The sequence below is a fragment of the Streptomyces sp. CB01201 genome (genome assembly GCF_002803085.1).
GTDB classification, from domain to species: Bacteria; Actinomycetota; Actinomycetes; order Streptomycetales; family Streptomycetaceae; genus Streptomyces; species Streptomyces hundungensis.
In genome coordinates this window covers 169,103-183,753 of the sequence record NZ_NNBJ01000005.1, presented here as the reverse complement: position 1 = coordinate 183,753, position 14,651 = coordinate 169,103, and the positions used below count along the sequence as shown (strand labels likewise).

Here is a 14,651-nt window from a genome sequence, read left to right as displayed (position 1 = left end):
GGAGCTGGGCCAGTCCGAGCCGGCCGCACCACGTCTCGTACGCCGCACGCTGTACGCCGCACCCCGTCGGCGCCTGCGTCGGCCCGGTGCAGTCAGGTCGGGTCAGGCCCGGTCGGACCGCTCGTGGTAGGTCGTGCGCGTGTGCTCGGTGTGGGCGCGCATGACCTCCGTGGCACGGCGCTCATCGTGCGCCGAGAACGCGGCGATCAGATCCCGGTGCTCGATCCAGGACTGCTTGCCGCGTTGGCGGGCGACCGGCGTGTAGTACCAGCGCACTCGTCGGTCGACCTGGCCCGCGAGCTCGGCGAGCACCACGTTCCCGGCGAGCTCCATGACCTTGGCGTGGAACTCGGCGTTGGTCGCCACCGCCAGGTCCACGTCGCCGTCCGCGGCGGCCTGCTCGCCCTTGGCGCACAGCTTCTCCAGGGCCGCGATCCCGGCCGCGCCGGAGTTGGCCGCGGCGAGCCGGGCCGCCTCGGCCTCCAGGACCGTACGCACCGAGAGCAGTTGGTCGGCCTCCTCCTCGGTGGGCTCGTGCACGAACGCGCCCTGCGCGGGCCGCAGATCGACCCACCCTTCGGTATTGAGCCGCTGGAGCGCCTCGCGCACCGGCTGCCGGGAAACCCCGAGTTGGCCCGCGAGTTCGCTCTCGACCAGGTGCTGGCCGGGGCGCAGGGCGCGGGTGGTGATCAGTTCGAGGAGGGCTTCGTAGACGCGCTCACGCAGCGGCCCGGGCCGCTCCAGCTTGGGCACGGTTCCCTGCGGCAGTCCTGCGGACACCATCGCCTACCCCTCTTGCACCACGGGTTGCACCACGGGCGTACGGCCGACCATGCAGATTGGTTATCGTCTACAGTCTACGAGCGCAATCCTCCCAGCACGTTCGCCGGCCTGATCCGGTCCCTGCGGGGCGCAACTCGGCGGCCCGGCCGGACGTCCTTCGGAGCATGGCTTCCACTCTGATTCTCGGCTTCGACCCGCACACCGTCCCCGGCCTCGACGGGGACGGTCTGCGCGCCCTCCTCGACGAGGAACTGGCCCGGTTCGCCGCGCACGGCATCGAGGCGTCCATGGCGCTGATCAAGCCGGACGACACGGCCGAGTCCACGGTGGTGGCCGCGCTGACCGAGCGGGCGTGGGACGTCGTCGTCATCGGTGGCGGCATCCGCAAGCCCGAACCGCTGCTCACCTTCTTCGAGTTGGTGGTGAACCTGGTCCGCCGGCACGCTCCGGGGGCCGCGATCGCGTTCAACACCAGCGGGGGCGACAGCGTGGAATCGGCCCGGCGCTGGCTCTGAGGCCGGTGGCGGGGCCCGGAGGTTCCTCCGGTACGGGGTACCTACGGAGGCCGTGCGGGGAGGGCGTACCGGGGCCGTACGGGGGTCCGTGCGGAGGCTGCTGCGAGGGCGTTGTCAGTGGCGGGTGCGACAGTTGGCCACATGCTCGCGATCACGGTGGACACGGAGAACGGCCGACGGCACAGCACGGTCACGGCAGCTCAACTCGCCGATCTGGTGCGCCAGATCGGTGCCGAGGGCGACCGGTTCCTGGTGCTCCAGCGGATACCGGATCGACCGGACGTGTTCGTCCAGGTGTGGCACGAGAGCGAAGCCACGGGCATTGGCTCGGGGGCGGGGGCCGGGTCGGGGTCCTACACGCTGGAGTACCGCGACGGGGCCTACGACCGGCACTTCCGGGCGACGCTCGGCTCACCGGACCCGGTGATCGCGGCCATGACCGGGTGGGCCCGCGCCCGCGCGGACTGGAACGCGGGGCTTGAGTGGGAGCGGATGGAGTTCGAACCTCCGGCCGCCGTCCCCGAGTTGGACCTCACGGATGAGGACCGGGAGCTGCTCGAAACCCACGTACGTCAGGTCATGACGGGTGGCTATGCGACGCGGGCGGAGCTCGCGGAGCTGGCCGAGGACTATCTGGTGTCCGATGGAGTCCACCCCATATCGCTCGCGCAGGCACAGCAGTTGGTGGACCGCATATGGCTGGAGCGCGTCGCCGAACAGGCCACCTGGCAGGGCGAGACCGACCCCGAGCGGCTCACCCGGGCCTTCGCCGCGCTGGAGGCGACGGGCATCACGGCGCGGGAGAACTTCACCTGCTGCCGCTCCTGCGGCCAGTCGGAGATCGGTGCGGCGGGATCGCCACGGGCTCGCGGCTTCGTGTACTTCCACGCCCAGAGCACCGACGCGGCGGCCTCCGGACACGGACTGACCCTGCACTACGGCGGGTTCGACGGTCTGCCGGAGACCACCGCGTCCGTGGGCCGCGAGGTGGTGGCCGCGGTGGAGCGGTGCGGCCTGTCGGTGGAGTGGGACGGTGATCCCGGCCGCGCCCTCGACCTCACACCGCTGGACTGGCGCAAGCGCCTGACTGGTTGAGCGCAGCCGGGCCGCGCGGTTGAGCGCAGCCGGGCCGCGCGGTTGAGCGCAGCCGGGCCTCGCGGTTGAGCGCAGCCGGGCCGCAGGAACCCCGTGAGTGCGGCGGCCTCGGCCCTGGCCTGCTCGGGCGGGCCAACCGCGAGGTGTGTCACGGGCAGCGTACGACCTGCCCCGCGTACGACAGGTTGCCGCCGAAGCCGAAGAGGAGGACCGGGTCGCCGGTGGTGATCTCGCCGCGCTCCACCAGCTTGGACAGGGCCATCGGGATGCTGGCCGCCGAGGTGTTGCCGGATTCGACGACATCGCGGGCGATGACCGCGTTCACGGCGCCGATCTTGCGTGCGACGGGCTCGATGATCCGCAGGTTGGCCTGGTGGAGCACCACCGCGGCGAGATCCTCGGGGGTGAGCCCCGCACGCTCGCACACCTGGCGGGCGATGGGCGGCAGTTGCGTGGTGGCCCAGCGGTACACGGACTGGCCCTCCTGTGCGAACACCGGCGGGCTGCCCTCGATCCGTACCGCGTGACCCATCTCCGGCACCGAACCCCAGAGCACCGGTCCGATCAACGCTTCCTCGCTCGCCTCGACGACCGCCGCGCCCGCGCCGTCGCCGACCAGGACGCAGGTGCTGCGGTCGCTCCAGTCGGTGACCGCCGTCATCTTGTCCGCGCCGATGACGAGGGCGCGCCTGGCGGTCCCGGTGCGCACCAGGCTGTCGGCGGTGGCCAGGGCGTGGGTGAATCCGGCGCAGACCACATTGAGGTCGAGAACCGCGGGCGAGCCCATGCCGAGGCGTGAGGCGACCCGGGCCGCCGTGTTCGGGGAACGGTCGGTGGCCGTGGAGGTGGCGACCAGTACGAGATCGATGTCGGCGGGAGTCAGGCCCGCGCCGGCCAGCGCCTTCGCTCCGGCGTGCGCGGCCAGTTCGTCCACGGGCTCGTCCGGCCCCGCGACATGCCGGGTACGGATGCCGACCCGGCTGCTGATCCATTCGTCGCTGGTGTCGACCAGCTCGGCGAGGTCGTCATTGGTGAGCACCTTGGCGGGCTGGTAGTGCCCGACTGCGACAAGACGTGAGCCTCGCATGCCGGTCATGGCGGATCCCCTCGGTACGAGCATTTACTGCTGACATCCGGAGCCATCCAGTCTTCGTGGCTACTGATGGGTACAGGGGCGCGAGATCCAACAGGATTCACTGCCGCACCTTTGGAGCCTTGTGTCAGCGTTTCGCCCCGGGACGCCCGCGCGGAGTGCGACGCGCGTCGTAACCCTCGGGAAGCGCATCCGCATACTGTAGACAATATTCTGCCGACGAATGACCTCTACGGTTCCGTCTTCCGCGCTCCATCTACCGCGCCTCCTCCTCCCCGGGACGGCCACCGGTCCCCCGGTTCCGACCCTGCGGGCGGTGCACGCGCCCGCCGCCCCCTCGCCCGGACGTCCGACACCCGAACAGACCGCCGATGCAGGCGAGTTGGAAGGAAGCACCGAAGGCCGCACTCGGATTCGGTCGGCCTCGCCGCACTCCCCGTACCCCCGCACCCTCGCAGGCTCGCGGCGCGCCGAGGCGGGCATGTCGGCGTACACCGACACCGAGCGCGTGTGCTGCGACGTCGGCGGCGACCTCACCCTCCATGTGCAGGACAATGAGAGCGTCATGGGTCAGCCCGCCGTACCACAGCCCGGTGACCCACGGCAGCCTCTGCACCATGGGCCGATTCGGCTTCCAGCACATGCAGACGCGAAACTGACGAGAGTGCGAACCTGAAAAGTTCGACGGGTTCAACGAGAGCGATCGAGGGACTGAGACATGGGACGGGTCACCGAGCGCCGCCGCGTCATCCGCATCCGGGACGGGGTGGTGTCGGCCCGCCCGGACACCCTGGTGGCCGAGGAGCCGCTGGAGATCCGGCTGAACGGAAAGCCGCTCGCGATCACGATGCGCACCCCCGGCGACGACTTCGCGCTCGCCGCCGGGTTCCTGGTGAGCGAAGGAGTGCTCGGCGCCGCGTCCGAGCTCCGGTCCATCGTGTACTGCGCCGGGGCCACGGCGGACGGACAGAACACCTACAACGTGGTCGATGTACGGCTCGCGCCGGATGTCGAGGTCCCCGACATCACCCTCGAACGCAATGTGTACACGACATCCTCGTGCGGCCTGTGCGGCAAGGCCAGCCTGGACGCCGTCCGTACCCAGGCCCGCTTCCCGATCGCCGACACTCCCCCGGTCCGGGTGGAGCCCGAACTGCTCGCGAGCCTCCCCGACCGGCTGCGCGCGGCGCAGCGGGTCTTCGACCGGACCGGAGGCCTGCACGCCGCAGCGCTGTTCTCGCCCGAGGGCGAACTGCTGGACATACGCGAGGACGTGGGCCGGCACAACGCGGTGGACAAGCTGGTCGGCCGTGCTCTCCAGGACGACCGGCTTCCGCTGTCGCACTGCATCCTGCTCGTGTCGGGCCGGGCCTCGTTCGAGCTCGCCCAGAAGGCGGTCATGGCAGGCATCCCGGTCCTCGCAGCCGTCTCCGCGCCGTCCTCGCTGGCCGTCGACCTGGCCGTCGAGTCGGGCCTGACGCTGGTCGGCTTCCTGCGCGGCAGCTCCATGAACGTGTACGCGGGGGACGAGCGCATCACCCTGCACTCGGGCGTCTGACCCCCTCTCCCGCTCTCCCGCTCTCCCGTTCTACCGCTCTACCGCGCGCGCCTGCGGGCCTCGGCGGGGGCCGGGATCATCTGGAGGGCGAGGGTGGCCGGGGGCTCGGCGACTCCGGGGCCACCCTGCTCGGCCCAGGCCAGGATGTCGTCGGTGGCGTCGTCGTCCAGGACCCAGCCGATCCAGGCCGCGCGGGCCCCGCTCTGGCGGGCCCGGCCGGACGGCTGCACCACGATCACATTGGCCTGGCCGCAGGGGCCGAGGCAGTCGGTGGTGCGTACGGCGATCCGTCCACCGGACTCGGCGGCCGCGCCACGCAGCCGCTCCAACTGGCGCGCGTGATCGGTGCCGGGGGTCTTGCGGGCGTCCCCGCAGCAGCAGCCGCGGCAGACGACGAGGGTGCAGGGACGTGAACCGGCTGCGGATATCGAGAACTTGGGCATGCGCTCAGCCGAACCCGACGGCGGTCGCGGCGACGACGCGGCCGAGGCGCGGGAAGTTCAGGGCGACCGCGGCCCGGTGCTCGTCCTCGGTCAGGGCCGCCATCGCGTCCTCGACGAACAGCAGCTCATAGCCGTGGTCGGCGGCGGCGCGGGCCGTCGACTCGACACCGAGGTTGGTGGCGATGCCGCCGAACACGAGGGTGGTGACGCCGCGTTCGGCGAGCGACTCGTGCAGACCGGTCCGGTGGAATCCGCCTACGGTGCGCTTCACCACGACCAGGTCGCCGTCCTGCGCGAGGCCGCCCACGAGATCACTGCCGGGCGGCTGCACGGCAACTCCGGGCCGTTCCACCCGCACCAGCACGACGGTCGACCCTGCCGCGCGGAATCTCTCCGCCAACTCCCTTGATACAGCGACCACTTGATCCCCGGAGCGGGGGGCGAGGGGCAGCGCGGTGATCCGGTCCATCAGATCGACGAGGACGAGCGCGGTGTGCGCGGGGTCGAGAAGGGCGGGCTCGCCTTCGAGTGCGGTCATGGCGGCACCGTACCGGCCTCGATGATCCACACCAGAGACCGGGGACCTGTTCTGGCCATGCCCGCACGGCGAACGGGGAGGACGAGGGCCCGGGGCGGACCGCCCCGGGAGGGAAACCCAGGGGCCGGGGGGGCAGCGGCCCGAGGGCACGGGCCCGGGGCCCGGGGCACAGGGCCCGGGGCACAGGGCACAGGGCACAGGGCACAGGACACGGGACACGGGATCGGAGGCGGAGGCCTGGAGCCGTTGAATCCCATTGCCTCCGAGCGCCCCTTCGTAAGATCATCACCGCATGGAGCCACCACCTCGGATCATCAGCCTGGACGACACGCTCGCGCTGCGCGCGTTCGCCGGTGAGGCGGACCTCGCGGAGCTGTTTCGCGTCATCGATGAGTCGCTGGAACACCTGCGCCCCTGGATGCCCTGGGTGTCCGAACACAGCCGGGACCGAACCGCCCAGTTCCTGACCAAGCGCACCGAACTGTGGGCGACCGGTGCGGCCTACGCCTACGCGATCACCCTCGACGGTGCCATCGTCGGGATGTGCGGGCTGTTCCGGCGTGATGAGAACCAGGACGGTCTGCGCGAGATCGGGTACTGGCTGCATCCGTCCGCAACCGGCCGCGGACTGGCCACCCGCACCACGCGGACACTGACGGAGCTGGCCTTCCGGCTGCTCGGGGTCGATGTCGTCGAGATCGTGCACGACGCCGCCAACCTGCCGAGCGCGGCCGTGCCCGCCCGGCTCGGCTTCACCGCGTACGAGCGCCGCCCCAAGGAGGCCCTCGCCCCGGCCGAGACCGGCATGGACCAGGTGTGGCGGCTGACCCGGGATCAAGTGGGGCACCTGACCCGGGACGAGGTGCCGCAGCCGGCCCGGGACCGGGTGCGGCGGCCGGGCCGGCCCGCCCTCACGGACGTTCCCTAGCTGCCCGCCCGTACGCCCGAGCCGCTGCCCTGCCCGGCGGGAGCCGGGTCCGCCTCCGCGGGCCGCGGCTCAGGCAGCGGGTCGCGGGCGCGGCGCTTGGCGATCACCGCGCAGACCATCAGCTGCATCTGGTGGAACAGCATCAGCGGCAGCACCGCGAGCGAGGCCTGGGCGCCGAACAGGACGCTGGCCATGGGGAGTCCGGCGGCCAGGCTCTTCTTCGACCCGGCGAACTGGATCGCGATCCGGTCGCCCCGGTCGAACCCGAGCCGCTTCGCCCCGTACCAGGTCAGTGCGAGCATCGCGGCCAGCAGGACGGCCTCCACACAGAGCAGTGCGCCGAGCCTGACCACGCTCACCTGGTGCCAGATGCCGCGCACCATGCCCTCGCTGAACGCGCTGTACACGACAAGCAGGATCGAGCCCCGGTCCACGTACCCGAGCACCTTCTTGTGCCGGACGAGGAACCCGCCGACCCAGCGTCGCAGGAACTGGCCGGCCAGGAACGGCACGAGCAGTTGCAGCACGATCTTCAGGAGCGAGTCCGCCGAGAGGCCGCCCCCGCTGTTGCCGAGCAGGCCGGCCGCGAGCAGCGGTGTGACCACGATTCCGGCGATGCTGGAGAAGGAGCCCGCACAGATCGCGGCGGGCACATTGCCACGGGCGATCGAGGTGAACGCGATCGACGACTGGATCGTGGACGGCACCAGACACAGGAAGAGCAGACCGTTGTAGAGGTCCGGCGTCAGGACGAACGGAACGAGTCCCCTGGCCGCCAGGCCGAGCAGGGGGAACGCCATGAACGTGCAGGCCAGTACGGTGATGTGGAGCCGCCAGTGGCGTACGCCGTCCATCGCCTCGCGGGTCGAGAGCCGGGCGCCGTAGAGGAAGAAGAGCAGCGCGACGGCTCCGGTCGAGGCACCACTGGCCACCGGGGCAGCCGCCCCGGACGCGGGCAGCACGGCAGCGAGCCCCACCGTGCCGAGCAGCGCCAGGATGTACGGATCGACCGGCAGCCAGGAAGGCAGCTTCGGGGTGCGGCGGCGGCTCATGTGCTCCACTTACGTGCTCGGGATGTCTGCATGTTGCTTACGTGCTCGGGGTGTCTGGGTGTTGCTTACGTGCTCAGGGTGTGCGCGCGTTGCTTACCTGCTCGGGATGTCTATGCGTTGCTTACGTGCTCGGGGCGCGTCTACGAGCTCGGTCGGCGTCGGCTCCCCATGTACGTACGCGTGCCGTCTCCATGGTCCTCCCGGCCCCTCCTATCGGGAATCCCGTACACCACTCTCACTGTCATCACGTTCCACGATGGGCAGCGCTAGCGTGGAGGGATGTACGACGCCACCCAGCTGCGGACGTTCCTCGCCGTCGCGCAGACCTTGAACTTCACGCAGGCCGCACAGCGGCTCGGGCTGCGGCAGTCGACGGTGAGCCAGCATGTGCGCCGCCTGGAGGACGCTGCCGGGCGGCTCCTCTTCAGCCGCGACACGCACAGCGTGCGGCTGACGGAGGACGGCGAGGCGATGCTGGGCTTCGCCCGGACGATCCTGGCCGCGCACGAACGGGCCGCCAACTACTTCACCGGGACGCGGCTGCGCGGCCGGCTGCGGTTCGGCGCCTCCGAGGACTTCGTCCTGACCCGGCTGCCGGAGATCCTCCAGTCCTTCCGTCGCGACCACCCCGAGGTCGATCTGGAGCTGACGGTCGAACTGTCCGGCACCCTGCACCGGCGGCTGGAAGCGGGCCGCCTCGACCTCGTGCTCGCCAAGCGGCGGGACGGCGACAGCCACGGCGAACTGGTGTGGACGGACGAGCTGTGCTGGATCGGGGCGCCGGGCCTGCGCCTCGACGCGGAGCGCCCGGTACCGCTGATCCTGTTCCCGCCGCCCGGCATCACCCGGGCACGGGCGCTGGAAGTCCTGGAGGAGCACGGTCGCTCCTGGCGCATCGCCTGTACGAGCGGCAGCCTCAGCGGTCTGATCGCGGCGGCCCGGGCCGGCCTCGGCGTGATGGCCCACACCCGTGGCCTGATCCCGCCCGGCCTCGACCCGCTGCCGCCCCGGGCGGGTCTGCCGGACCTCGGCGGCGTCGACTTCGTCCTGCTGCACAATCGGAGGGGCTCGGCCGCGCAGGAGGCCGCGGGCGCGCTGGCCTCGGCGATCCTGGCGGGCGGCGACCGGCTGCACCGGGGGCGCGGGACGGGCTGACCGCAGGGCAGGTCCCGTCTGAGAGCGCTCTCACCACGGAGCGTGGTCCGGACCAAACACGGTGCAGCCGTGGGCCGAGGGTGACCGGAGCGTACAGATTCCGTGGAGATTGCCTTGCGCAGAGCCTGCCTTTGAGTCAGCTGAGCGCCCGAGCAGTCCCCATGTGGGCCTGTTTCGGCCTCTGACCTGTGAAGACGCCGTACGTCTCGACTTACAGAAGACCCCTGCCACCGCACTTGCCCGTGGGGTACGGTCACCGCGCTGTGCGGAGCGCCACCGGGAGTGGCCACCCCGGAGGGAGGCAGGTCATTGCGCGAGTTCACGGTCCCACCCATGGACGCGGCGCCTCAGGTCGGCGGACTGGCGGACGCCGTCTTCGACCATGCCCTGGACGACCCGCGACGCATCGCCCTCTGCCGCAAGGACGGAGCGGGGCACTGGCAGGACGTGACCTCGGCCCAGTTCCGGGACCAGGTGTTCGCCCTCGCCAAGGGGCTGATCGCGGATGGTGTGCGCTTCGGGGACCGGGTCGCGATCATGGCTCGCACCCGGTACGAGTGGACACTCTTCGACTTCGCCCTGTGGACCATCGGCGCCCAGTCGGTCCCGATCTATCCGACGTCCTCCGCCGAGCAGGTCTTCTGGATGCTGCACGACTCCGAGGCCACGGCCTGTGTGGTGGAGCACGAGGACCATTCGATGACGATCGGCTCGGTCGTCGATCGCCTCCCCCACCTGAAACGGCTGTGGCAGTTGGACACCGGGGCGCTGGAAGGGCTGCTCGGTCTGGGCGGGTCCATCGACGACGAGGTGGTGCACCGCCACCGGCGGGCCGTGACGCCGGAGTCGGTGGCGACCGTCATCTACACCTCGGGCACCACAGGACGCCCCAAAGGGTGTGTGATCACCCACGCCAACTTCATGTTCGAGACCGACATGCTGATCTCCCGCTGGGAGCCGGTGTTCCACTCCCGCCCCGGCGACGAGGCGTCCACTCTCCTCTTCCTGCCGCTGGCCCACGTGTTCGGGCGCATGGTGGAGGTCGCGGCGATCCGGGGCCGGGTGAAACTGGGGCACCAGCCCGCCCTCTCCGCGTCCGCGCTGCTCCCCGACCTCCGGTCCTTCCGGCCGACCTTCATCCTCGCGGTCCCCTACATCTTCGAGAAGGTCTTCAACGCGGCCCGGCGCAGAGCCGAGGCCGAGGGGAAGACCGGCCCCTTCGACAAGGCCGTGGACATCGCGGTCAAGTACGCGGAGGCCATGGAGCAGAAGGCCTTCGGCGTCGGCCCCGGCCCCTCGGCGGCACTGCGCATGCAACACCAGTTCTTCGAGAAAACGGTGTACGGAAAAGTCCGCGAGGCGATGGGCGGGCGGGTGCGGCACGCCATGTCGGGCGGCTCCAGTATGGGGCGCCGGCTCGGCCTGTTCTTCGAGGGCGCCGGCGTCACGGTCTACGAGGGCTACGGTCTGACCGAGTCGACGGCTGCCGCGACCGCCAACCCTCCCGAGCGCACCCGGTACGGCACGGTCGGCCAGCCCATCCCGGGCACCACGGTCCACATCGCCGACGACGGAGAGGTGTGGGTCCACGGTGGACAGATCTTCTCCGGCTACCTCAACGAGCCGAAGGCCACCGAGGCGGTGCTGAGGGAGGGCTGGCTGTCCACCGGGGACATCGGCGCGCTGGACGAGGACGGCTACCTCACCATCACCGGGCGCAAGAAGGAGATCCTGGTGACGTCGGGCGGCAAGAGCGTGTCTCCGGTCGCCCTGGAGGAACGGGTACGGGCGCATCCCCTGGTCGCCCAGTGCATCGTGGTCGGCAACGACCGCCCGTACATCGCGGCCCTGGTCACCCTCGACCAGGAGGGTATCGACCACTGGCTCGCCATGCGCGGCAAGCCCCCGCTCACCCCGTCCGAGCTGGTCCGCGACCCCGACCTGGAGACCGAGGTGCGGCGCGCGGTGGTGGCCGCCAACACCCTGGTCTCGCAGGCGGAATCGATCCGTACGTTCCGCATACTGGCCCACCAGTTCACCGAGGAACACGGCCTGCTCACCCCGTCCCTGAAGCTGAAGCGCCGGGCGATCGAGGAGGCGTATGAGGCCGAGGTGGACGCGCTGTACCGGTGAGGCGGCGGGGCGGAGCGGCACTCCGGGGCGGCGGGGCCTGACGGGGATGAGGCGGCCGGGCCGGACGGCGGCGAGTCCAACGAGGACTGTGCCTCAACTCGACCTGGAATCAAGCCATTTGGGCTAGCCGTTCAGGAGATCGTCGAGTTCGGCGTCGAAGAGCCGGGCCGGGTCGAAGCCCATTCCGTTGAAGTGGCCCGCGGCTTCCAGGGACAGCACGCCGTGCAACCGGGTCCAGAACGTCACCGCCTTGTGGAGCACGGCCGGCGGGGCGGGATGACCCTCGCCCCACTGCCGGTGTTCGGCGAGGTGCGCCGCGAAGGGCGCCGGTTCGCGATCCCCGGGGAGCGCCATGCAGGCGTCGAGGAGCATGCGCATGATCTCGTCGGCGATGACGGTGGTGTCGTCGGGCGCGTGATAGCCCGGCACGGGGGTGCCGTAGACGAGGAAGTAACGGTTGGGATCCTCCAGGGCCCAGCCGCGCAGCGCGTGCGCGAGCTTGGCGAGGTCGGGGGCGAGCGGCGCGCCCTGGGCGCCCTTTCCGGATGCCTTACCGTCGACCACCGCACGCAGGGTGTCGGCCAAGCTGCGGTAGGCGTCCCGGACCAACTCGGTGATCAGTTCGTCCCGTCCCGCGAAATACCGGTAGAGCGCCGGACCACTCAGCCCCATCTGCTTCGCGATCGCGTTCAGCGACAACGCGGAGGCGCCCGCCGTGCCGATCTGCTCCCACGCATGCTGCTTGATCTCCGCGCGCACCTGGGCCCGATACCGCTCCCGCGGGGTACCCCCGCCACCCGTTTCCGCCACGACCAGCCACCTCTCCACATCCTCGCCACCACAGCCACCAGCTCCAGTTAGAGGCTATCACCAAGGTTATTGACGCCCATCCCGTGGGTATGTTAGACCTTATAACGAACACGACAGCACATAACCATAACCGTCGGGGAAGCAGTGGAGGACACCGTGAGCACCGTGGACAGCTTGAGCACCGCGAGCACCCTGGACAACGCGAAGGCCGAACGGCTCGTCGAGGTCGTACTGCCCGGCAGGGTCGAGCCGGAGGGGCTCCAGATCCGATACGGCGTCGTGCCCCCCGCCGGCCCGGGCCAGGTGGTCATCCGCATGGAGGCGACCGGGGTCTCCTTCGCCGAGCAGCAGATGCGCCGCGGGCGGTACTACGACCAGCCTCCGTTCCCCTTCGTGCCGGGCTACGACGCGGTCGGCACGGTGGTGGCGGTCGGCGAGGGCGTCGACGCGACACTCGCCGACAGCCGAGTGGCCGCCCTGCTCAAGGTCGGCGGGTGGGCCAGCCACATACTGATCGACGCGGCGGATGTGGTGCGAGTACCCGAAGGGGTGGCAGCGGCCGAGGCGGAGACCCTGGTCGTCAACGGCATCACCGCCTGGCAGATGCTGCACCGCAAGGCGCGGATCCGGGCGGGGCAGACCGTGGTGGTGCACGGCGCCAACGGCGGAGTCGGCTCGGTCCTCGTCCAGCTCGCCCTGGCCGCGGGCGCACGCGTGATCGGCACGGCCTCCGGCCGTCATCACGAGGCCCTGCGCGAGCGGGGAGTCGACCCCGTCGACTACCGCGATGAAGACGTCGCCGCGCGCATTCGCGCACTCGCGCCCGAGGGTGTGCACGCCGTGTTCGACCACGTCGGCGGCCGCGGCATCGTCGACTCCTGGCGCCTTCTCGCTCCCGGCGGCACCCTCGTCTCCTACGGCAGCGCCGCCACCCGCGACGACTCCGGCTCCAAGCAGTGGCCAGTGCTCAAGCTGCTCGGCCGGGTGTGGCTGTGGAACTCCCTGCCCAATGGGCGCCACGCCTACTTCTTCAACGTCTGGGCCGGGCGGGCCCTGGCCAAGAACCGCTTCCGGACTCGGCTGCGCACCGACCTCACCGAGGTGTTCGCCGCTCTCCAGCGCGGCGACATCACCGCCCAGGTCGCCGCCCAACTCCCGCTCGTCCACGCCGCCGAGGCGCTGCGACTGGCCGAGTCCGGCACGGTCGCCGGGAAGGTCGTCCTGACCCCCTAGACGCCACCACGCCGACAGCCAACAGCCAACAGCCAACAGGTGCGCCTGCCCCACCCCCACAGTGTTTCCGTAGTGCTCCCCCACACCGAAGCAACGAGACACCGCGAGGGACACCACACAGACCGCTGCCGATGCCCTCGCCACACCATCCGGCCCCACGGCGCAGCACCCGTCACACCGCGCCCCACCCGGCACCGGGCTCGGCAACCGGATCACGGGTGTGGGGGCAGGATGGACGCACCCCGCCCCCACGGTTTCCCTCAACCCGCGTACTGCGCAACGATTTTGGTGAAGGCATACGGGGACTGGCCGATCCCGCTGCACGAACTTCCGGCATCCCCGCCCGAGCCGCACTGGCGGTCCCGGTTGACCGCCCAGAAGGTGAAGCGCGCTATGTGGTGCTGTTTGGCATAGCCGAGGATGGTCTGGAAGTCGTTCGTGGAGACGGTCTCGTCGGACTCGTCGGTCTTGCCGTTCATGGAGGAGACACCGATGTGGCGGTAGGCGGCGTCGTCGCTGTAGCCATAGGCACTCTTCACGGCCGCCTTGAGTCCCTCAAGAGCGCTCACCGTGACCGAGCCCATGGTGCCGCTGTGGCCCTGGAAGTCGAAGGGCATGATCGTCCAGCCGTCATTGGCGAGACCTGCGGCGGCTCCCTTGTTGATGAGGTCCTTGCCGTTGCCGTCGGGCCCGTTCGTGGTGGTACCCATGGTCACGTATGTGACGATCCCGGGGTTGTTCGTCTTGACGATCTTGAGCGCGCTCACCACCCGCTGCCGCACCGTGGCGTTGGAGAACTCGGTGTCCTCGATATCGATGTCCAGCGCCTTGAGGTGGTACGCGTCGATCACCTTCTGGTAGGCGCCCGCGAGTGCCGAGGCGCTGGAGCACTTCTCGCCCAGCTTGTTGCCGCTCCAGCCGCCGACCGAGACGACCACGTCACCGCCCGCCCCGCGAATGGATTTGATCGCGCTCTCATCCGAGCCGCCGGTCAGGGCTCGCGAGCCGTCCCACTTCGGGTTGCAGCCGCCGTCGGACAGGATGAACGCCAGCGTGAACCACTTGACGCCGGTAGCTGCCATCACGTCGGTCGGCTTCTGCGGGTTGCCCCAGCCGAGGTACTCGTACGGGGCGACCGCCATCGTGCCGGCCACCGCCGGGGCGGCCTCCGCGGTGGGAACGGCAGGCGCGGCGGCGGCCTGGGGAGGCGTGGCGAGCAGGGGCAGAAGCAGACAGCCGAGAGCGGTCAGCGCCGGGACGAGTCGGCGCGGGGACAAGTCAGCGTTCATGGGGGGGGGTTCCTTCCACGCGAGTT

The 14,651-nt window shown here is 70.6% G+C and carries 14 protein-coding genes and 1 pseudogene; 8 read left to right on the top strand and 7 right to left on the bottom strand.

From position 1 onward, the window contains the following. Nucleotides 1–102: 102 nt before the first annotated feature. Complete coding sequence (locus tag CG740_RS13050; RefSeq protein WP_100575250.1) at nt 103–783, bottom strand: GntR family transcriptional regulator; 681 nt, start codon at nt 781–783, stop codon at nt 103–105. Nucleotides 784–947: 164 nt separating this feature from the next. On the opposite strand from CG740_RS13050, the gene CG740_RS13045 reads away from it, so the two are divergent. Then, nucleotides 948–1,298, top strand: coding sequence for a hypothetical protein (locus CG740_RS13045; RefSeq protein ID WP_100575249.1), 351 nt, complete (start codon nt 948–950; stop codon nt 1,296–1,298). Nucleotides 1,299–1,439: 141 nt separating this feature from the next. Then, a complete protein-coding gene (locus CG740_RS13040) occupies nt 1,440–2,393 on the top strand; it encodes a DUF6891 domain-containing protein (RefSeq protein WP_100575248.1) in 954 nt (317 codons plus the stop codon). A 148-nt stretch (nt 2,394–2,541) separates the two neighbouring features. Here CG740_RS13040 and CG740_RS13035 read toward each other — a convergent pair whose 3' ends face one another. Next, nucleotides 2,542–3,480, bottom strand: a complete 939-nt coding sequence (locus tag CG740_RS13035; protein WP_100575432.1) for a beta-ketoacyl-ACP synthase III — start codon at nt 3,478–3,480, stop codon at nt 2,542–2,544. 490 nt (nt 3,481–3,970) lie between these two features. Between CG740_RS13035 and CG740_RS40875 the strand changes: the two are divergent. Both CG740_RS40875 and fdhD read left to right on the top strand, forming a co-directional pair. After that, nucleotides 3,971–4,145: pseudogene (locus CG740_RS40875) on the top strand (2Fe-2S iron-sulfur cluster-binding protein); the annotation flags it as partial. 59 nt (nt 4,146–4,204) lie between these two features. Next, nucleotides 4,205–5,044, top strand: a complete 840-nt coding sequence (fdhD, locus tag CG740_RS13030; protein WP_100575247.1) for a formate dehydrogenase accessory sulfurtransferase FdhD — start codon at nt 4,205–4,207, stop codon at nt 5,042–5,044. A gap of 38 nt (nt 5,045–5,082) precedes the next feature. Here the strand turns inward: fdhD and CG740_RS13025 are convergent, their stop codons facing one another. Both CG740_RS13025 and CG740_RS13020 read right to left on the bottom strand, forming a co-directional pair. After that, on the bottom strand, nt 5,083–5,487 hold the full coding sequence (locus CG740_RS13025; protein WP_100575246.1) for a (2Fe-2S) ferredoxin domain-containing protein: 405 nt from the start codon (nt 5,485–5,487) through the stop codon (nt 5,083–5,085). 4 nt (nt 5,488–5,491) lie between these two features. Further along, entirely contained in the window at nt 5,492–6,025 is a 534-nt protein-coding gene (locus CG740_RS13020; RefSeq protein WP_100575245.1) for an isochorismatase family protein, read from the bottom strand. A gap of 292 nt (nt 6,026–6,317) precedes the next feature. On the opposite strand from CG740_RS13020, the gene CG740_RS13015 reads away from it, so the two are divergent. Beyond that, nucleotides 6,318–6,953: a GNAT family N-acetyltransferase gene (locus tag CG740_RS13015; protein WP_100575244.1), complete on the top strand. Its 636-nt coding sequence runs from the start codon at nt 6,318–6,320 to the stop codon at nt 6,951–6,953. Here the strand turns inward: CG740_RS13015 and CG740_RS13010 are convergent. After that, the gene (locus tag CG740_RS13010) at nt 6,950–8,005 is read right to left on the bottom strand and encodes a bile acid:sodium symporter family protein (RefSeq protein ID WP_100575243.1); all 1,056 of its coding nucleotides are present in this window, start codon (nt 8,003–8,005) and stop codon (nt 6,950–6,952) included. The two genes, CG740_RS13015 and CG740_RS13010, sit on opposite strands and share 4 nt — an antisense overlap. A gap of 279 nt (nt 8,006–8,284) precedes the next feature. Here CG740_RS13010 and CG740_RS13005 point away from each other — a divergent pair, with 279 nt between their 5' ends. After that, nucleotides 8,285–9,160: a LysR substrate-binding domain-containing protein gene (locus CG740_RS13005; RefSeq protein ID WP_100575242.1), complete on the top strand. Its 876-nt coding sequence runs from the start codon at nt 8,285–8,287 to the stop codon at nt 9,158–9,160. Between the two features lie 333 nt (nt 9,161–9,493). Continuing rightward, entirely contained in the window at nt 9,494–11,293 is a 1,800-nt protein-coding gene (locus CG740_RS13000; protein ID WP_100575241.1) for an AMP-dependent synthetase/ligase, read from the top strand. Nucleotides 11,294–11,416: 123 nt separating this feature from the next. Here the strand turns inward: CG740_RS13000 and CG740_RS12995 are convergent, their stop codons facing one another. Next, nucleotides 11,417–12,103, bottom strand: coding sequence for a TetR/AcrR family transcriptional regulator (locus CG740_RS12995; RefSeq protein WP_100575431.1), 687 nt, complete (start codon nt 12,101–12,103; stop codon nt 11,417–11,419). Between the two features lie 165 nt (nt 12,104–12,268). Between CG740_RS12995 and CG740_RS12990 the strand changes: the two genes are divergently transcribed. Further along, the gene (locus CG740_RS12990) at nt 12,269–13,336 is read left to right on the top strand and encodes a medium chain dehydrogenase/reductase family protein (RefSeq protein WP_234376223.1); all 1,068 of its coding nucleotides are present in this window, start codon (nt 12,269–12,271) and stop codon (nt 13,334–13,336) included. Between the two features lie 260 nt (nt 13,337–13,596). On the opposite strand, the gene CG740_RS12985 is transcribed toward CG740_RS12990, so the two are convergent. Next, entirely contained in the window at nt 13,597–14,625 is a 1,029-nt protein-coding gene (locus tag CG740_RS12985; RefSeq protein WP_100575240.1) for a chitinase, read from the bottom strand. Nucleotides 14,626–14,651 lie beyond the last annotated feature (26 nt).